Source organism: Fontisphaera persica (genome assembly GCF_024832785.1).
Classification (GTDB): Bacteria; Verrucomicrobiota; Verrucomicrobiia; order Limisphaerales; family Fontisphaeraceae; genus Fontisphaera; species Fontisphaera persica.
This window is the reverse complement of sequence record NZ_CP116615.1, coordinates 26,262-42,473: the sequence shown is the minus strand read 5'-3', so window position 1 is coordinate 42,473 and position 16,212 is coordinate 26,262. Positions and strand designations below refer to the sequence as shown.

The window sequence follows — 16,212 nt, the reverse complement described above, 5'->3', positions numbered from 1 at the left end:
GTTCCAAACTGCTCAGACGGTGGCCGGAGTCTCCTGGGCCGCCGGCGCGGTCTCGGCCGGCAGGCGCAGCGGCAGGCCGCGGCTGCGGTAAATCTGCTCGCGCAGACGCAGGCGCAACAGGGCGTTCAACGTGGCTTTGACCACGTTGGCCGCGTTCTTGCTGCCCAGGGATTTGGTCAATACATCACGCACGCCGGCCGATTCCAGCACGGCGCGCACGGTCTTGCCGGCAATGATGCCGGTGCCCGGCGAGGCCGGCCGCAACAGCACGCGGGCGCCGTCGTATTCGGAAAAGATTTCATGGGGGATGGTGGCGTCCTTCAGGCAGACTTTCACCATGTTGCGCCGGGCCACTTCACCGCCTTTGCGGATGGCGTCGGCCACTTCGCCCGCCTTGCCCAGGCCCACCCCAACCATGCCCTTGCGGTCGCCCACCACCACCAGGGCGGAGAAGCTAAACCGGCGGCCCCCTTTGACAACCTTGGCGGAGCGGTTGATGAACACCACCTTCTCCGTCAGTTCTTCCCCGGTCTGGCCTTCAGGGCCTTCGGTGACTTCCGCGCTGGGCCGGCCGCGTCCCCGGCGGCCGCGCCCTCCGCCGCGTGATTCGCCCGTCTCGCCGCCGCGGACTTCAGCGGTGGCGGGGCTTTGCTGCTCCTGCTCCTGCTCGGGGAGCGGGTCCAGGTTTTCTTTTTTAGGATTTTCAGCCACGGTAACAGCTCCTGTTCAATGGGGGTTAAAATTTCAATCCGGCCTCGCGGGCGGCATCCGCCAGCGCTTTGACCTTGCCATGATAGCAATTGCTGCCGCGGTCAAACACCACGGCGGTGATGCCCTTGGCCAGGGCCGCCTCGGCGGCGCGGCGGCCCACAATGGCCGCCGAGCTGACATTGGCCTTGAGCTTGCCGCGCTCGGGCAGGTCCTTGGCCCGGGTGGAAGCCGAGGCCAGGGTCACGCCGCGGACGTCGTCCACAAACTGGACGTAAATGTGCTTGCCGGTGAAGCAGACGCTCATGCGAGGCCGCTGGGCGGTGCCGCTGATTTTCTTGCGCACCCGCCAGTGGCGGAGGGTGGCCAGACGATGTTTAACTTCAGTTCTCATGGGGTTCCCGGGCCACGGATTGGGCCGTAGCCCATCAATTCAATCAGGGTTATTGCACGGTCTTGCCTTCCTTGCGGATGATGCGCTCACCCACGTAACGAATGCCTTTGCCCTTGTACGGCTCCGGCGGGTAGAAGGCGCGCAAATCGGCAGCCACCTGGCCCACCTTCTGGCGGTCGGGGCCTTCGATGGTGAGGCGGGTGTTTTCCTCGACGGTCACCTTGACCTGGTCCGGCAAATCGTAGTTGATGGGATGCGAGTACCCCAGGTTCAGGGTGACAGTCTTGCCGGCGACCGAGGCCTTGAAGCCGACACCGTGGATTTCCAGTTTCTTGACAAAACCCTCGGTGACCCCGCGCACCATGTTGTTGAGAATGGCGCGGCTGAGGCCGTGCAGGGCTTTGGCCTGGGCGTCCTCGCCCTCGCGGTGCACCACCAACTTGCCGCTTTCCACGGCGGCGGCGGTGCGCTGGGGCAGCTCATATTGCAGCTTGCCCTTGGGGCCTTCCACGTGGACGGTGCGGCCCTTGACGTCCACCTTCACCTTGGGCGGGATGACAATCGGTTGTTTGCCAATGCGAGACATAAAGCAGCGGGAGTTAAAGGTTACCAGACGTAGCAAAGCACCTCGCCGCCCAGATGTTGCTTGCGCGCCTCGGCGTCGGTCATCAAACCGCGCGAGGTGGACAGCACCGCGATGCCCAGCCCCCCGCGGACGCGCGGGGCGGCGGCGGCGGCCGTGTAGATGCGGCGGCCGGGTTTGCTGACGCGCTGCAGGCCCTCCAGCACGGCGCGGCGGCCTTCGTACTTGAGGAAGAGCTTGAGGGTTTTGGCGGCCTGGCCGGCCACGGTGTATTCCCGGATGTATCCCTCGCGCTTGAGAATCGCCGCCAGGCTTTCCTTGAGGCGGGAATGGGGCACTTCCACCTCGGGCAGGCCGGCGTGGGCGGCGTTGCGGATGCGCGTCAACATGTCAGCAATGGGATCGCTCATAGGACAAAGTTACCAGCTAGCTTTGGTGACACCAGGAATGAGGCCCTGCAGGGCCAGCTCCCGGAAAGTCAGCCGGGAGCAGTTGAACTTGCGGAAATAGCCGTGGCGGCGCCCGCTGATGGGGCAGCGGTTGACCACCCGCACCGGGCTGGAATTGCGCGGCAGCTTGGCCAGCGCGGCGTAGTCATGCTTGGCCTTCAGCTCGGCGCGTTTGGCGGCGTATTTCTTCACCAGCGCCATGCGTTTCTTGTTGCGTTCGGACCAGGATTTTTTCGCCATATCAGTGTAAGCAAAAAGGTTAACGGTTTTCCGCAAACGGAAAGCCCATCAGTTTCAATAAATCGTAGGCTTCCTCATTGGTGCGGGCGGTGGTCACGATGGTGATGTCCATGCCCTGGGTGCGTTTGATCTTGTCCAGGTCCACCTCCGGGAAGATGGTCTGCTCCGCAATGCCCAGGGAATAGTTGCCGCGCCCGTCAAAGGAGCGCGCCGACAACCCGCGAAAGTCACGGATGCGCGGCAGCGCCGCCGCCACCAGCCGGTCAAAAAACTCATACATGACCTCGCGGCGGAGGGTGACGTAGCAGCCCACCGGATGGCCGGCGCGCAATTTGAAATTGGCAATGCTCTTGCGGGACTTGCTGATGACCGGCTTGCGGCCGGTAATCAGCGCCAGGTCCTTGGCGGCATCTTCCACGGCGCTTTTCTCCAACTGGGAGCTTACGCCCATGTTGATGACGATTTTTTCGAGGCGGGGCACCTCATGCCGGTTTTTGTACTGGCGCTTGGCAATGAGAGCGGGCACCACTTCGTTTTCGTATTTTTCCTGCAATCTCGGTTTCATGGCTCAATGGCGGGGCAAGGCTCAGGATTCGGCGGCGGCGGGGGCCTGGGCGGCGCGCCGGGCATCATAACGGTCCGCCCGCATGACGTTGGAAATGTGAATGGGGCCTTCGCGCTCGATGATGGTGCCCTGGGGATGGAGCTGGCTGCGGCCTTTTTTGATGGTTTTCTTCAGCATCCGCACTCCCTCCACCAGCACCCGCTGCTTGGCCGGCTGGACTTCAATGACGCGGCCGCGGCGGCCCTTGTGGGCGCCGCTGATAACCACCACCTCGTCACCTTTTTTGACGTGCAATTTGGGCATAAATCAGACTACCTCCGGAGCCAGGCTGATGATTTTGGTGAACTTCAAGTCGCGCAGCTCGCGGGCCACCGGGCCAAAAATGCGGGTCCCAATCGGCTCGCGCTCCTTGTTGATGATGACGACGGCGTTGCTGTCAAACCGGACATAGGAGCCGTCGCTGCGCCGGATGGGCCGGCGGGTGCGGACCACCACCGCATCGGCCACCTGGCCCTTCTTGATGGTGCCGTCCGGGGCGGCCTCTTTGATGTGGACCTTGATGACGTCGCCCACGCGGGCATACATCTGGTTCCGGCCGAGCACACCAATGGCGGCCGCGCGTTTGGCGCCGGTGTTGTCGGCCACGTCGAGGATGGAGCGGACTTGCAGCATAGGTCAGGACACAGTTCAGGCGGCCGCGGTGGCGGCGCGCTCAATGATTTCCACCAGCCGCCAGCGTTTGAGGCGGCTCAGGGGGCGGGTTTCCTCAATGCGCACCACATCGCCGGGTTTGGCTTCGCCTTTCTCGTCGTGCGCATAGTATTTCTTGTAGCTCCGCACAATTTTCTTGAAGCGGGGATGCGGAAAACGGCGTTCGACCCGGACCACGATGGTCTTGGCCATCTTGTTGGAGACGACCTCGCCCGTCCGCTCTTTGCGGCGGCGGGCGGCGGGGGCAGAAGTAGCAGGAGTGTCAGCCATAAGCAAAAGGTTCAAGCCGGGTTTTTCTTGCGGGCGGTGATGGCGGTCTCCACGCGGGCGATGTCGCGGCGCAGCAGGCGCAGCCGGACCGGGTTCTCCAGCCGGCTGCCGGCCTTCTGGAGGCGCAGGTTGAACAATTCCTGCCGGAGGTCGCGGCTCTTGGCCTGCAGCTCCACCAGGGTCAGGTCTTTCAATTCACTCATTTTCATGGCGTCAATGCTGGTGCCGGGAGATGAATTTGGTGTGGATGGGCAGCTTGGAAGCCGCCAGGCGGAAGGCCTCGCGCGCCACCGGTTCAGGCACGCCGTCCACTTCAAACAGCACGCGGGCGGGCTTGATGACCGCCACCCAGGATTCCAGGGGGCCCTTGCCCTTGCCCATGCGGGTTTCCAACGGCTTTTTGGTGTAGGATTTGTCCGGAAAGATGCGAATCCACAACTTGCCGCGCCGTTTCATGAAACGGCTGATGGCCACGCGGGCGGCCTCCAGTTGCTTGGTGTCCAGCCAGCAGCGCTCCAGGGCCTGCAGGCCGAATTCGCCAAAGGCCACCGTGTTGCCGCGGGTCGCCAGACCGGCGCGGCTGCCGCGGTGCATTTTCCGGTATTTAACGCGTGCAGGTTGTAAAGGCATAAAACAATCTCAGGTTATCGCGACGCCGGCGCGGCGGGCGGACGATTGGTCTTGGCGGCCTCCGGCTTGTTCTCGCCGCGGCAAATCCAGCACTTGATGCCCAGCTTGCCGTAGAGCGTGTGGGCCTCGGCAAACCCGTAATCAATGTTGGCGCGCAGGGTGTGCAGCGGCACGCGGCCCTCGAGGTATTGCTCCACCCGCGCCAGCTCCGCGCCGCCCAGGCGCCCGGAGCAGCGGATGCGGATGCCTTCCGCGCCCTGTTCCATGGCGGTCTGCACCGCCCGTTTCATGGCGCGGCGGAAGGATACGCGGCGCTCCAATTGCACGGCCACGCCTTCAGCCACCAGTTGGGCGTCGAGGTCAGGGTTTTTGACTTCCTGAATCTCGACGTAAATCTCCTTGCCGGTTTTCTTGCTCAGCTCTTCCTTGAGCTTGTCAATTTCCGTGCCCTTGCGCCCGATGACCACCCCCGGCCGGGCGGTGAAGATGGTGATGCGGCAACGATTGCCGGCGCGCTCAATCTGAATTTTGGGCACCGCGGCGTCCTTGAGCTTTTCCTTCAAATAACGGCGCAGCTCAAAGTCCTCGACCAGCAGCTTGCCGAAGTCCTTTTTCTCGGCGTACCACTTGGAGCGCCAGTCACGATTGACGGCGACGCGCAGACCGATGGGATTGGTTTTTTGACCCATAGTAATTATTTAGCTCCGTCGGAAAGAACGATTTTAATGTGGCTGTTGCGTTTAATGATGGGGCCGGCCATGCCGCGCGCCTTGGGGGTGTACCGCTTCAGGCGGCTGGCCGTCTGGGCGACGGCCTGCGCCACGACAAGCCGGGCGGCCTGCAATTGATGGTTGTTTTCCGCATTGGCAATGGCCGAATCAAGCGTCTTGGCCACCAGCCGCGCGGACTTGCGCGGCACGACCGCCAGCACGGCGCGGGCTTCCAGGGCGGGAAGACCCTGGATTTGACGGGTGACCTCCCGCACTTTTTGCGGGGACATCCGGACGTTGCGAGTAATCGCCTGTACTTGCATAGGTTACTTGGCCTCGGCTTTGGCGGTGTGAGCGCCGTGTTTCTTAAAGATGCGCGTGGGAGAAAACTCTCCCAGCCGGTGGCCCACCATGTTTTCGGTCACAAAAACCGGGTGGAACACCTTGCCGTTATGCACGTTGAAGGTCAAGCCCACAAAGTCGGGCGTGATCATGGAACGGCGGGACCAGGTTTTGATGGGCGCCTTGGACTTGGATTCCTTGGCGGCCAGGATTTTCTTCATCAACGAGGGGTCCACAAACGGACCTTTTTTGATTGAACGTCCCATAGGCTCTCAGGTCAAAGCAGGTTACTTGCGTTTCATGGGCCGGCCGTCACGCCGCACCACAATAAAGCGGTTGGAGGGTTTGTGTTTGTTGCGCGTGCGGTAGCCCTTGGCCAGCAGGCCCCACGGCGAGGTCAACTGCTGCCAGCCGCCGCCGCCCTTGCTCTTGCCGGCGCCGCCGCCGTTGGGGTGGTCCACCGGGTTCCGCGCCACGCCGCGGGTAATCGGACGCACGCCAAAATGCCGGCTGCGGCCCGCCTTGCCCCAGACGATGTTTTCATGGTCCGCGTTGCCCACTTCGCCGATGGTGGCGTAACAGTTCTCGTGCACGCGGCGGATTTCCCCCGACGGCAGGCGCAAGGTGGCATAGCCCTGGTCGCGGGACATCAGCGTGGCCGAGCTGCCCGCCGAGCGCACCATCTGCGCACCCCGGCCGGGCACCATTTCAATGTTGTGGATGGCCATGCCGATGGGAATGTTTTTCAGCGGCAGATGGTTGCCCACTTCCACCGGCGCGTCTGGGCCGCTGGACACCTTGGCGCCCACTTTCAAATCTTTGGGGCACAGGATGTAGGATTTCTCGCCGTCCGGGTATTGCACCAGCGCCAGCCGGGCCGAGCGGCAGGGATCATATTCAATGGCCTGCACCGTGGCCACCTGGCCATGACGCCGGCGCTTGAAGTCCACCAGGCGAATCTTCTGCTTGTGGCCGCCGCCAATGCCGCGGGCCGTGACGCGCCCATAGCAGTTGCGCCCGCCCGTCTTCTTGCGGGTGACCACCAGGCTCTTCTCCGGCTCGGTCTTGGTAATCTCGCTGAAGTCGGCCACCGTGATGTAGCGGCGCGACGGCGTCAGGGGGCGAAAGGTTTTAACAGGCATAAATCAACAAGGGTTAGGTGAGGTTGATGCGGTCCCCTTCTTTCAGGGTGACAATGGCCTTTTTCCACTCGCTGGTCATGCCCGCCTGCGGCGTGCGCTGGCGGCGGGCCTTGCCGGGCATGTTCAGGGTGTTGACGGCAATGACCTTGACCTTGAACAGCTCCTCCACCGCCTTGCGAATCTGGGCCTTGTTGGCCCGCGGGTCCGCCACCACGGTGTACTGGTTGAGCTTCTCGGCCTGCAGGGTGCCCTTTTCGGTTACGCGCACCGTTTTGATGATTTCAAAAGCATTCATGGCATCAGGATTGGCTCAGGCGCTGGCCCACCTGCGCCAGGGCGGCGCGGGTGAACACGATTTTGGCCGGTTTGAGGGCTTGGTAACAATTCAACTCCGCTCCGGTGGCCAGTTCCACATACGGCAGGTTGCGGGCCGCCAGCCGCAAATTGGGGTCAATGCTGTCGGTCACCAGCAGCACGGTCACCCCAGGCGCCAGGCTGTCCAGCAGGCGCACCAGCTCGCGGGTCTTGGGCTGGGACAATTTGAGCTCGTCCACCACAATCACTTCGCTGGCCTTGATGCGCTCGCTCAGCGCCTTGCGCAGCGCCAGGCGGCGGGTGCTCTCATTGACTTTTTTGCGGTAATCCCGCGGCTTGGGGCCAAACACCACGCCACCGCCCACCCACAGCGGCGACTGGAAAGAGCCCGCGCGGGCGCGGCCGGTGCCTTTCTGGCGCCAGGGCTTTTTGCCGGTGCCGGCCACCTCGCCCAAGGTCTTGGTGCAGGCCGTGCCGGAACGCTGGGCGGCCAGATGCGCCACCACCACATCGTGCACCGCCTGGGTGCCTTTGCCGTTCTCAATCACCGGAAACGGCACTTCCACTTCGCCCTGGGGCGTACCTTGCAAATCCTGAACGGGGAGTTTCATGTCCGTAATCCTCACTTCTTGGCCGCGGCCTTGGCTTTGCCGCCCTTGGCCATGGATTTATGTTTCTCAATGCGCTCCTGGCGCGCTTTTTCGAGGACGCGCGAGCGCTTCTTGGACTCGCGGATGATGACGTAGTCCCCTTCGGCGCCGGGCATCGAGCCTTTGATGAGCAGGAGGTTTTCCGCCTCGCGCACCTGGATGATTTGCAGGTTTTGCACCGTGCGGCGCACCTGGCCCATGTGGCCCGGCATCTTCATGCCGCGGTTGACCGTGCCCGGAAAGAGGCGGCAGCCAATGGCGCCGCTGCGCCGGTGCCAGCCCTTGGCGCCGTGGCTCATGTCGCCGCCGCGGAAGTGATGCCGCTTCACCACGCCCTCAAAGCCGCGCCCCTTGGTGATGCCAACCGCGTCCACGTAATCGCCCGCGCGGAAAATGTTGACCCCCACGGTGTCGCCCGGTTTCACCTCCAGCTCAAAATCGCGAAATTCGCGGATGATGCGGGGCGGCGTGCCGTTGTGCTTTTTCACGTGGCCAAGCACCGGCTTGGTGAGGCGGGACTCCTTCTGCTCGCCAAAACCAAGCTGCACGGCCTTGTAGCCGTCGCGCTCGGGCGTTTTGCATTGCAGCACACGGTTGGGACCGGCCTGCACAATGGTCACCGGCACGATGACACCGTTGGCGTCATACACGCGGGCGTGCCCCAGCTTTTTGCCAAGTAAACCAATCATAGAGACTTAGATTTTAATGGTGATGTCAACCCCCGCCGGCAGGGTGAGCTTTTTCAGCTCGTCCACGGTCTTGGCGGTCGGCTCGATGATGTCAATCAGCCGTTTGTGGGTGCGTTGTTCAAAGGTTTCCTGGGATTTCTTGTCGGCATGCGGCGAGCGCAGCACCGTGAACCGCTCAATGCGGGTGGGCAGCGGCACCGGCCCGGCCACGCGGGCGCCGGTGCGTTTCACCGTTTCGACAATTTCATGCGCCGAGGAGTCCACGATGCGGTAATCGTAGCCTTTGAGGCGAATCCGTATGCGTTGTCCAGGCATATAAAGAACAAGTTAAGGGTTAAAGGTTAACTCCGCGCCGCAGGCCGGTTTTTGGCCTGGTCCAAAAGCTGGGCCGAGATGCTCGCCGGCACCGGCTCGAAGGTCAGCGGCTCCATCGCGTAGGAGGCGCGCCCCTTGGAGAGGCTCCGGATGGCCGTGGCATAGCCAAACATTTCCGCCAGCGGCACGCGCGCGGTGAGCACGGTGGCGCCGTTGCGCACTTCGATGTGCTCCACGTGGCCGCGGCGGCGGTTGATGTCGCCCAGAATATCCCCCTGATATTCGTCGGGCGTGGTGACTTCCACCTTCATGACCGGCTCCAGCAGGATGGGGTTGGCCTTGCGGAAGGCCTCTTTCAGGGCAAAGATGCCGGCCATCTTGAAGGCCAGCTCGCTGGAGTCCACTTCGTGGAAGGTGCCGTCCACGATGTCCACCTTGATGTCAATAATCTGGTAGCCGGCATACACGCCGGTGCGCACGGCCTCCTCGATGCCGTTGATGACGGCCGGGATGTATTCCTTGGGAATGGCGCCGCCCACAATCTTGCTCTCAATCTGCACGCCCTTGCCGCGCTCGTTCGGCTCAATGTGAATGATGGCGTGGCCGTACTGCCCGCGCCCGCCGGACTGGCGGATGAACTTGCCTTCGCCCTCGGCTTTGGCGGTGATGGTCTCGCGGTAGGCAATCTGCGGCGCGCCGGCGTTGGCTTGCACGTTGAACTCGCGGTAAAGACGGTCCCGGATGATTTCCAGGTGCAGCTCGCCCATGCCGGCAATGATGAGCTGGCCGGTCTCCTGGTTGGTGAACACGCGGAAGGTGGGGTCTTCCTCGGCCAGGCGCTGCAAACCCTCGGTGAGCTTGTCCCGGTCGCCCTTGGTCTTGGGCTCAATGGCCATGCTGATGACCGGCTCGGGGAAGGTGGGCGGCTCCAGCAGCACGCTGAAATCCTCGTCACACAAGGTGTCGCCGGTGGTGATGTTGCGCAGCCCCACCAGGGCGGCAATGTCCCCGGAGAACACCTGCTCCACATCCAGCCGTTTGTCGGCCTGAATCATCATCAGGCGGTTGACCCGCTCGCGCTTGCGGGTGCGCGGATTGAAAATGATGTCACCCTTCTTCAAGGTGCCGCTATACACGCGGAAGAACACCAGCTTGCCGGCGTAGGCGTCCGTCCACAGCTTGAAGGCCAGCGCGCAGAACTTGCCCTGGTCATTGGCGTGCACCATCACCGGCGAGTGGTCATCCGGGTCTTCGCCCTGCGCCGGCGGCACGTCCAGCGGGCTGGGCAGGTAATCCACAATGGCGTCAATGAGCGGCTGCACGCCGCGCTTGCGGAAGGCGCTCCCACACAGCACCGGCACCAGCTCCAGACTGCACGTCAGCCGACGAATGGCCGCCTTCAGCGTGAGTGCGTCCACCGGCTTTTCCTCAATGACCAGCTCAGCAACAGTCTCATCCTTGTTGGAGACGGCATCAATCAGCTCGGCCAGGGCGGCGGCGGCCCGCTCGCGTAAATCGGCCGGGATGTCGGTGATGGAAAACTTGACGCCCAGCTCATCCTCCGGGTCGTAAACGATGGCCTTCTGATTGACGACATCAATCACCCCCTGGAAATGGTCTTCCTTGCCGATGGGCAGCATCACCGGGTAGGCATAGGCCCCCAGCTTGCGGCGCAGGTCACTCAGCGCGTTCTCAAAATTGGCGCCCGTGCGGTCCATCTTGTTGATGAACGCGATGCGGGGCACGCGGTATTTGCTGGCCTGGCGCCAGACCGTCTCGGACTGGGGCTGCACCCCGGCCACGCCGCAGAAGACCGCCACCGCGCCGTCCAGCACGCGCATGGAGCGCTCCACCTCGGCGGTGAAGTCCACGTGGCCGGGCGTGTCAATGATGTTGATGCGGAAGGCCTCGCCGGCAAAAAGCTTGGCGCAGCCGTCCTCCTTGGGCTTCCAGTAGCAGGTGGTGGCGGCCGAGGTGATGGTGATGCCCCGCTCGCGCTCCTGCTCCATCCAGTCGGTCACCGTGTTGCCATCATCCACATCGCCCATGCGGTGGATGAGGCCGGTGTAATAAAGAATGCGCTCGGTGGTCGTGGTCTTGCCGGCATCAATGTGCGCGGCAATCCCAATATTGCGAGTCCGGGCCAGCGGATAAGGCCGGTTCGGCGCATCGAGCACTTTCTTTTCCGTCGCAGTTTCCATGCAAAATTTTCCGTATCAGACAATAAAAACGCCCCGGTTCACAGCGCAGCCGACGGGGCGTCCAAGGACCACCACTACCAGCGGAAATGGGCAAAGGCTTTGTTGGCCTGAGCCATCCGATGGACCTCGTCGCGTTTGCGTATGGCGTTGCCCTGTCCCTGGTAGGCGTCCATGATTTCCGCCGCCAGCGCCTCGCGCATGGCGATGCCCTTGCGGGCGTCGGCAAAATCCACCATCCAGCGCATGGCCAGGGAAATCTGCCGGTCGGGCGGCACTTCCAGGGGCACCTGGTACGTGGCGCCGCCCACACGGCGGGCCTTGGTCTCAATGCGCGGTTTCGCGTTGTCCACCGCGCGCTGCAGCACCTCCAGGGGATTGATCTGGGGATTCTTGGCCACAATCTGGTCAAAGGCCCCATAAACAATCCGCTGGGCCGTGCTCTTCTTGCCCCACTTCATCACCGTGTTGATCAGCCGGGTGACCAGCACGCTGTGGTACTTCGGGTCTTCGGCCATGGGCCGGCGGACTGCTTGACGACGTCGAGACATAACAACAAATCCTTAAGCTTTCGCCGGGGCGGCCTTGGGCCGTTTCACCCCGTACTTGGAACGGCTCACGCGGCGCTTCTCCACCCCCGCGGCGTCCAGGGTGCCGCGGACAATGTGATAGCGCACGCCGGGCAGGTCCTTGACCCGGCCCCCGCGCACCAGCACAATCGAGTGCTCCTGCAGGTTGTGGCCCTCATCGGGAATGTAGGCGATGACCTCATACCCGTTGGTGAGGCGCACCTTGGCCACCTTGCGCATGGCCGAGTTCGGTTTCTTCGGCGTGCGCGTCATGACCTGAATGCAGACGCCGCGCCGGAAGGGCGACCCTTCGAGGGCCGGCGCCTTCGACTTCGTGGCGACCTTGCGGCGCCCAAAACGGACGAGCTGATTAATCGTCGGCATTATTGTAATTTCCGTGTTTTGCTTCTTTCAGCGCCCTTCCCCGGGAGAGGAAAGGAGCGCGGATATTAGCAAAGAGTTTTCAGGTTGCAACAAGTATTTCAAAAAAATTTTTTGCTTGACAACTCATTCGCCGGTCGCGCCGCCTTCCGGCGCCGTCTCCACGCCCTCGCCCTCCCCGGCGGCGGCCGCCGCCGGCGCGGCTTCGGGCGCGGTCTCCTCCAGCTCCACCAGCGGTTTCAACTGCACATTGCGGTGGGCCGGATAGCCGGTGCCCGCCGGGATGATGTGGCCCATGATGACATTTTCCTTGAACCCGCGCAGATAATCCACGCGCGAGGTGGTGGCGGCCTCGGTCAGCACCCGCGTGGTGTCCTGGAAGGACGCCGCGCTGAGGAAGCTTTCGGTTTCGAGCGAGGCCTTGGTGATGCCCAGCAGCACGGGCTGGCACTCGGCCGGCTTGCCGCCGAGTTTTTCCACGCGCTGGTTTTCCTCCTCGAACTCCAGCTTGTCCACCTGCTCGCCCCACAGGAACCGGGTGTCACCCGGCTCGGTGATGCGCACCTTGCGCAGCATCTGGCGGACGATGATTTCAATGTGCTTGTCATTGATGGTGACACCCTGCAGGCGGTACACCTCCTGCACCTCGTTCACCAGGTGCTCCTGCAACTGCTGCGAGCCGCAGATTTCCAGAATCTCATGCGGGTCAATCGGGCCTTCCGTCAACTGCTGCCCCCGCTTGACCACGTCGCCCTTGAACACAATGACGTGCTTGCCAATCGGAATGAGATGCTCCTCCTCCTGGCCGGTCTGCGGGTCCTTGATGATGATGCACCGCTTGCCGCGCACCGTCGGGCCAAAGTCCACCACGCCGTCAATCTTGGAGATTTCCGCGGCATCCTTCGGCCGGCGCGCCTCAAACAGCTCGGCCACGCGCGGCAGACCGCCGGTAATGTCCTTGGTTTTGCTCACCTTGCGCGGCGTCTTGGCCAGCAGGGCGCCCGCCTCGATGATGTCGTCCTCGTCCACCACGATGTGGGCGCCGGACGGAATCGGGTAGCTGGCGATCATCTCGTTGGTTTCCTCATCGAGAATGATGATCTGCGGGTGGAGGTCCTCCTTGTGGTCAATGACCACCTTGGCCTGCTGCCCGGTGGCCTCGTCCTCCTCCTGCTTCATCGTCACGCCTTCGATGATGTCATGGAACCGGATGCGCCCGCTCTTTTCCGAAATAATCGGCACGTTGTACGGGTCCCATTGCACGAAGGCCTCGCCCTTCTTGACCCGGCCGCCATCGGGAATCGAAATGACCGAGCCGATGACCAGCGTGTGGCTTTCCAGCTCGCGCCCGTCCTCGCCCAGCACCACAATGCTGCCGTTCTTGTTGAGCACAATGTGGTTGCCATCCTGCAGCGGCACGCAGCGCAGCTCGTGGTACTTGATGATGCCATCGTGCTTGGCCTTGATCTGCGGCTGCTTGAACACCTGCGACGCCGTGCCGCCGATGTGGAAGGTCCGCATCGTCAACTGCGTCCCCGGCTCACCGATGGACTGCGCGGCAATGATTCCCACCGCCTCGCCCAGCTTGACCATCTGGCCGGTGGCCAGGTTGCGCCCGTAACAGCGGATGCACACCCCGTGCTTGCTTTCGCAGGTGAGCACCGAGCGAATCTTCACGCGCTCAATGTTGGCGTTCTCAATGGCCCGCGCCTTTTCCTCGTCAATTTCCTCGTTGGCCTGGACCAGCACGCGTTTGGGGTCCAGCGGGTCGTAAATGTCGTCGCACGCGCAGCGGCCCACCAGGCGGTCGCGCAGTTTGACAATTTCATCCTCGCCCTCCATGATGGCCTGCACCCAGATGCCGTTGACCGTGCCGCAGTCCTCCTCGCGCACAATCACGTCCTGGGCCACGTCCACCAGCTTGCGGGTCATGTAGCCGGAGTCGGCGGTCTTCAGCGCCGTGTCGGCCAGCCCCTTGCGGGCGCCGTGCGTGGAAATGAAGTACTCGAGCACCGTCAGACCCTCGCGGAAATTCGAGAGAATCGGCTTCTCGATGATGTCGCCGCTGGGCTTGGCCATGAGGCCGCGCAGGCCGGCCAACTGGCGCACCTGCTGCTTGTTGCCGCGGGCGCCGGAGTTGACCATGAGGAAGATGGGGTTGTACTCGGATTTGTTCCGGTTGCGCTCCAGGGTCTGGAGCATGACAGTGGAAATCTGGTCGGTGCAGTGCGTCCAGATGTCCACAATCTTGTTATACCGCTCGCCGTCGGTAATCACGCCCTTGCGGTACTGCTTCTCCACCTCGGCAATCTGCTTTTGCGCCTCGCGAATCTGCTTCTCCTTCTCCTCGGGGATGATCATGTCCTCAATGCCGATGGACACGCCCGCGCGGGTGGCCTCGCGGAAGCCCAGCTCCTTCAGCCGGTCCAGGGTGGCGATGGTCTCATCATGGCCGCAATGCTTGTAGCAGTTCCAGATGAGGTCGCCCAATTCGTTCTTGCCCGCCACCTTGTTGAAGAAGCCCAGCCGCTCCGGCCAGACCTCGCTGAAGATGACCCGCCCCACAGTGGTTTCGATCACCTTGCTCCGCGGATCCCCATAGACCGTCTGCCGGCCGTAGTCCGGGTTGGCCAGGCGCACGCGGCTGTGCGTCTTCAGCTCGCCCTCCCGGTACGCAAAAATGACCTCCTCCTTCGAGCCAAACAGCATCAGGCGCTTGTTGGGGTCCTTGGGCTGCCGCGGCTCGGCCGTGAGATAGAAGCACCCCAGGGTGATGTCCTGGGTGGGCGTCATGATGGGCCGCCCGCTGGAGGGGCTGAAAATGTTGTTGGGCGCCATCATCAGCAGGCGCGCCTCCATCTGCGCCTCGATGGACAAGGGCACGTGCACCGCCATCTGGTCGCCGTCGAAGTCCGCGTTGTATGCCGTGCAGACCAGCGGATGAATGCGGATGGCCTCGCCCTCGATGAGCATCGGCTCGAAGGCCTGAATCGAAAGCCGGTGCAGCGTGGGCGCGCGGTTGAGCAGCACCGGATGGCCCTTGGTGACCTCCTCCAGAATATCCCACACCTCGGTGGCCTGGCGTTCAATCATCTTCTTGGCCGAGCGCACCGTGTGCACAAAGCCCAGCTCCTTGAGCCGGCGGATGATGAACGGCTCGAACAACACCAGCGCCATCTTCTTGGGCAGACCGCATTGATGCAGCTTCAGCTCCGGTCCAATCACGATGACCGAGCGCCCGCTGTAGTCCACGCGCTTGCCCAGCAGGTTCTGGCGGAACCGCCCGCTTTTGCCCTTGAGCATGTCGCTGAGGGATTTGAGCGGACGGTTGCCGGCGCCCGTCACGGCGCGCCCGTGGCGGCCGTTGTCAAACAGCGCGTCCACCGCCTCCTGCAACATGCGCTTTTCGTTGCGGATGATGACCTCCGGCGTTTTGAGCTGCAGCAGGTTCTTGAGGCGGTTGTTGCGGTTGATGACCCGCCGGTACAAATCGTTGAGGTCCGAGGTCGCAAAACGCCCGCCCTCCAGCGGCACCAGCGGGCGCAGGTCGGGCGGAATCACCGGCAGCACCGTGAGAATCATCCATTCGGGCTTCACCCGGTTCTCCACAAACGCCCCCAGGAGCCGGATGCGCTTGGCCAGTTTCTTGCGAATCTGCTTGCTCTTGGTCTCCTGCATCTGCTGCTGGAGCTTGTCAATCTGGCGCGGCAGGTTCACGTTGGCCAGCGCCTCGCGCACGGCCTCGGCGCCCATCTTGGCCACAAAGGCGTCCGGCCCGTAGGTTTCGCGGGCCTCGCGGTATTCATGCTCGCTGAGCAACTGGTGGAGCTGCAGCGGCGTCTGGCCCGGGTCAATGACCATGTAATCCTCGTAGTAAATCACCCGCTCGAGGTCGCGCGCCGTCATGTCCAGCACCAGCCCAATGCGCGAAGGCATGCACTTGAAAAACCAGATGTGCGAGACCGGCACCGCCAGCTCGATGTGCCCCATGCGCTCCCGGCGCACGCGCGCCAGCGTGACTTCCACGCCGCAGCGGTCGCACACCACGCCGCGATGTTTGATGCGCTTGTATTTGCCGCAGGAGCATTCCCAGTCCTTGACGGGGCCGAAAATGCGCTCGCAAAACAGACCGCCGCGCTCCGGCTTGAAGGTGCGGTAATTGATGGTCTCCGGGTTCTTGACCTCGCCTTTGCTCCAGGAACGAATGGCCTCGGGCGAGGCAATCGAGATGGCGACGTAATCCACCTGATTGACCTTGTCCAGTCCGAGCAGCTCGCGTGCGGTTTCTTTCGTATTCATAGTGGCTGTGGCTAGGGGCGGGCAGGGACAGCCCCGCCCGCCGGCTCTGCAA

General features: G+C 62.9%; 23 protein-coding genes. All 23 read right to left on the bottom strand.

Annotated elements, in window-relative coordinates:
* Positions 1 to 12: 12 nt before the first annotated feature.
* A complete protein-coding gene (gene rpsE, locus NXS98_RS00240) occupies positions 13 to 711 on the bottom strand; it encodes a 30S ribosomal protein S5 (RefSeq protein WP_283846443.1) in 699 nt (232 codons plus the stop codon).
* Between the two features lie 25 nt (positions 712 to 736).
* Complete coding sequence (gene rplR / locus NXS98_RS00235) at positions 737 to 1,102, bottom strand: 50S ribosomal protein L18 (protein ID WP_283846442.1); 366 nt, start codon at positions 1,100 to 1,102, stop codon at positions 737 to 739.
* A 49-nt stretch (positions 1,103 to 1,151) separates the two neighbouring features.
* Complete coding sequence (rplF, locus tag NXS98_RS00230; protein ID WP_283846441.1) at positions 1,152 to 1,688, bottom strand: 50S ribosomal protein L6; 537 nt, start codon at positions 1,686 to 1,688, stop codon at positions 1,152 to 1,154.
* Between the two features lie 20 nt (positions 1,689 to 1,708).
* A complete protein-coding gene (gene rpsH / locus NXS98_RS00225) occupies positions 1,709 to 2,095 on the bottom strand; it encodes a 30S ribosomal protein S8 (RefSeq protein ID WP_283846440.1) in 387 nt (128 codons plus the stop codon).
* A 9-nt stretch (positions 2,096 to 2,104) separates the two neighbouring features.
* Entirely contained in the window at positions 2,105 to 2,374 is a 270-nt protein-coding gene (rpsN, locus tag NXS98_RS00220) for a 30S ribosomal protein S14 (RefSeq protein ID WP_283846439.1), read from the bottom strand.
* Positions 2,375 to 2,393: 19 nt separating this feature from the next.
* Positions 2,394 to 2,939: a 50S ribosomal protein L5 gene (rplE, locus tag NXS98_RS00215; RefSeq protein ID WP_283846438.1), complete on the bottom strand. Its 546-nt coding sequence runs from the start codon at positions 2,937 to 2,939 to the stop codon at positions 2,394 to 2,396.
* Between the two features lie 21 nt (positions 2,940 to 2,960).
* Positions 2,961 to 3,242: a 50S ribosomal protein L24 gene (gene rplX / locus NXS98_RS00210; protein WP_283846437.1), complete on the bottom strand. Its 282-nt coding sequence runs from the start codon at positions 3,240 to 3,242 to the stop codon at positions 2,961 to 2,963.
* A 3-nt stretch (positions 3,243 to 3,245) separates the two neighbouring features.
* Positions 3,246 to 3,611: a 50S ribosomal protein L14 gene (rplN, locus tag NXS98_RS00205; protein WP_283846435.1), complete on the bottom strand. Its 366-nt coding sequence runs from the start codon at positions 3,609 to 3,611 to the stop codon at positions 3,246 to 3,248.
* 15 nt (positions 3,612 to 3,626) lie between these two features.
* Complete coding sequence (gene rpsQ / locus NXS98_RS00200) at positions 3,627 to 3,920, bottom strand: 30S ribosomal protein S17 (RefSeq protein ID WP_283846434.1); 294 nt, start codon at positions 3,918 to 3,920, stop codon at positions 3,627 to 3,629.
* 11 nt (positions 3,921 to 3,931) lie between these two features.
* Positions 3,932 to 4,129 carry a 50S ribosomal protein L29 gene (rpmC, locus tag NXS98_RS00195; RefSeq protein ID WP_283846433.1) on the bottom strand — a complete coding sequence of 66 codons (198 nt, stop codon included), beginning with the start codon at positions 4,127 to 4,129 and terminating at the stop codon, positions 3,932 to 3,934.
* Between the two features lie 4 nt (positions 4,130 to 4,133).
* Positions 4,134 to 4,550: a 50S ribosomal protein L16 gene (gene rplP, locus NXS98_RS00190; protein WP_283846432.1), complete on the bottom strand. Its 417-nt coding sequence runs from the start codon at positions 4,548 to 4,550 to the stop codon at positions 4,134 to 4,136.
* Positions 4,551 to 4,564: 14 nt separating this feature from the next.
* Entirely contained in the window at positions 4,565 to 5,239 is a 675-nt protein-coding gene (gene rpsC / locus NXS98_RS00185; protein WP_283846431.1) for a 30S ribosomal protein S3, read from the bottom strand.
* A 5-nt stretch (positions 5,240 to 5,244) separates the two neighbouring features.
* Complete coding sequence (rplV, locus tag NXS98_RS00180; protein ID WP_283846430.1) at positions 5,245 to 5,583, bottom strand: 50S ribosomal protein L22; 339 nt, start codon at positions 5,581 to 5,583, stop codon at positions 5,245 to 5,247.
* A 3-nt stretch (positions 5,584 to 5,586) separates the two neighbouring features.
* Positions 5,587 to 5,868, bottom strand: coding sequence for a 30S ribosomal protein S19 (gene rpsS, locus NXS98_RS00175; RefSeq protein ID WP_283846429.1), 282 nt, complete (start codon positions 5,866 to 5,868; stop codon positions 5,587 to 5,589).
* A gap of 21 nt (positions 5,869 to 5,889) precedes the next feature.
* Positions 5,890 to 6,744 (bottom strand): 50S ribosomal protein L2, encoded by an 855-nt coding sequence (rplB, locus tag NXS98_RS00170; RefSeq protein WP_283846428.1) that lies wholly within the window; start codon positions 6,742 to 6,744, stop codon positions 5,890 to 5,892.
* Between the two features lie 13 nt (positions 6,745 to 6,757).
* Positions 6,758 to 7,039, bottom strand: coding sequence for a 50S ribosomal protein L23 (gene rplW, locus NXS98_RS00165; RefSeq protein WP_283846427.1), 282 nt, complete (start codon positions 7,037 to 7,039; stop codon positions 6,758 to 6,760).
* Positions 7,040 to 7,043: 4 nt separating this feature from the next.
* Positions 7,044 to 7,670: a 50S ribosomal protein L4 gene (gene rplD / locus NXS98_RS00160; protein ID WP_283846426.1), complete on the bottom strand. Its 627-nt coding sequence runs from the start codon at positions 7,668 to 7,670 to the stop codon at positions 7,044 to 7,046.
* Positions 7,671 to 7,681: 11 nt separating this feature from the next.
* Complete coding sequence (gene rplC / locus NXS98_RS00155; RefSeq protein WP_283846425.1) at positions 7,682 to 8,398, bottom strand: 50S ribosomal protein L3; 717 nt, start codon at positions 8,396 to 8,398, stop codon at positions 7,682 to 7,684.
* A 6-nt stretch (positions 8,399 to 8,404) separates the two neighbouring features.
* Positions 8,405 to 8,713 carry a 30S ribosomal protein S10 gene (rpsJ, locus tag NXS98_RS00150; protein WP_283846424.1) on the bottom strand — a complete coding sequence of 103 codons (309 nt, stop codon included), beginning with the start codon at positions 8,711 to 8,713 and terminating at the stop codon, positions 8,405 to 8,407.
* 26 nt (positions 8,714 to 8,739) lie between these two features.
* On the bottom strand, positions 8,740 to 10,914 hold the full coding sequence (fusA, locus tag NXS98_RS00145) for an elongation factor G (protein WP_283846423.1): 2,175 nt from the start codon (positions 10,912 to 10,914) through the stop codon (positions 8,740 to 8,742).
* A 74-nt stretch (positions 10,915 to 10,988) separates the two neighbouring features.
* Positions 10,989 to 11,462 carry a 30S ribosomal protein S7 gene (rpsG, locus tag NXS98_RS00140; RefSeq protein ID WP_283846422.1) on the bottom strand — a complete coding sequence of 158 codons (474 nt, stop codon included), beginning with the start codon at positions 11,460 to 11,462 and terminating at the stop codon, positions 10,989 to 10,991.
* Between the two features lie 12 nt (positions 11,463 to 11,474).
* Positions 11,475 to 11,864 (bottom strand): 30S ribosomal protein S12, encoded by a 390-nt coding sequence (gene rpsL, locus NXS98_RS00135; protein WP_283846421.1) that lies wholly within the window; start codon positions 11,862 to 11,864, stop codon positions 11,475 to 11,477.
* Between the two features lie 123 nt (positions 11,865 to 11,987).
* On the bottom strand, positions 11,988 to 16,160 hold the full coding sequence (gene rpoC, locus NXS98_RS00130) for a DNA-directed RNA polymerase subunit beta' (RefSeq protein WP_283846420.1): 4,173 nt from the start codon (positions 16,158 to 16,160) through the stop codon (positions 11,988 to 11,990).
* Between the last annotated feature and the right edge of the window lie 52 nt (positions 16,161 to 16,212).

Bases quoted from the DNA above. Each gene is read 5' to 3' on its own strand.
- rplR (WP_283846442.1), bottom strand. From the start codon at position 1,102: ATGAGAACTGAAGTTAAACATCGTCTGGCCACCCTCCGCCACTGGCGG.
- rplF (WP_283846441.1), bottom strand. From the start codon at position 1,688: ATGTCTCGCATTGGCAAACAACCGATTGTCATCCCGCCCAAGGTGAAG.
- rpsH (WP_283846440.1), bottom strand. From the start codon at position 2,095: ATGAGCGATCCCATTGCTGACATGTTGACGCGCATCCGCAACGCCGCC.
- rpsN (WP_283846439.1), bottom strand. From the start codon at position 2,374: ATGGCGAAAAAATCCTGGTCCGAACGCAACAAGAAACGCATGGCGCTG.
- rplE (WP_283846438.1), bottom strand. From the start codon at position 2,939: ATGAAACCGAGATTGCAGGAAAAATACGAAAACGAAGTGGTGCCCGCT.
- rplX (WP_283846437.1), bottom strand. From the start codon at position 3,242: ATGCCCAAATTGCACGTCAAAAAAGGTGACGAGGTGGTGGTTATCAGC.
- rplN (WP_283846435.1), bottom strand. From the start codon at position 3,611: ATGCTGCAAGTCCGCTCCATCCTCGACGTGGCCGACAACACCGGCGCC.
- rpsQ (WP_283846434.1), bottom strand. From the start codon at position 3,920: ATGGCTGACACTCCTGCTACTTCTGCCCCCGCCGCCCGCCGCCGCAAA.
- rpmC (WP_283846433.1), bottom strand. From the start codon at position 4,129: ATGAAAATGAGTGAATTGAAAGACCTGACCCTGGTGGAGCTGCAGGCC.
- rplP (WP_283846432.1), bottom strand. From the start codon at position 4,550: ATGCCTTTACAACCTGCACGCGTTAAATACCGGAAAATGCACCGCGGC.
- rpsC (WP_283846431.1), bottom strand. From the start codon at position 5,239: ATGGGTCAAAAAACCAATCCCATCGGTCTGCGCGTCGCCGTCAATCGT.
- rplV (WP_283846430.1), bottom strand. From the start codon at position 5,583: ATGCAAGTACAGGCGATTACTCGCAACGTCCGGATGTCCCCGCAAAAA.
- rpsS (WP_283846429.1), bottom strand. From the start codon at position 5,868: ATGGGACGTTCAATCAAAAAAGGTCCGTTTGTGGACCCCTCGTTGATG.
- rplB (WP_283846428.1), bottom strand. From the start codon at position 6,744: ATGCCTGTTAAAACCTTTCGCCCCCTGACGCCGTCGCGCCGCTACATC.
- rplW (WP_283846427.1), bottom strand. From the start codon at position 7,039: ATGAATGCTTTTGAAATCATCAAAACGGTGCGCGTAACCGAAAAGGGC.
- rplD (WP_283846426.1), bottom strand. From the start codon at position 7,670: ATGAAACTCCCCGTTCAGGATTTGCAAGGTACGCCCCAGGGCGAAGTG.
- rplC (WP_283846425.1), bottom strand. From the start codon at position 8,398: ATGATTGGTTTACTTGGCAAAAAGCTGGGGCACGCCCGCGTGTATGAC.
- rpsJ (WP_283846424.1), bottom strand. From the start codon at position 8,713: ATGCCTGGACAACGCATACGGATTCGCCTCAAAGGCTACGATTACCGC.
- fusA (WP_283846423.1), bottom strand. From the start codon at position 10,914: ATGGAAACTGCGACGGAAAAGAAAGTGCTCGATGCGCCGAACCGGCCT.
- rpsG (WP_283846422.1), bottom strand. From the start codon at position 11,462: ATGTCTCGACGTCGTCAAGCAGTCCGCCGGCCCATGGCCGAAGACCCG.
- rpsL (WP_283846421.1), bottom strand. From the start codon at position 11,864: ATGCCGACGATTAATCAGCTCGTCCGTTTTGGGCGCCGCAAGGTCGCC.
- rpoC (WP_283846420.1), bottom strand. From the start codon at position 16,160: ATGAATACGAAAGAAACCGCACGCGAGCTGCTCGGACTGGACAAGGTC.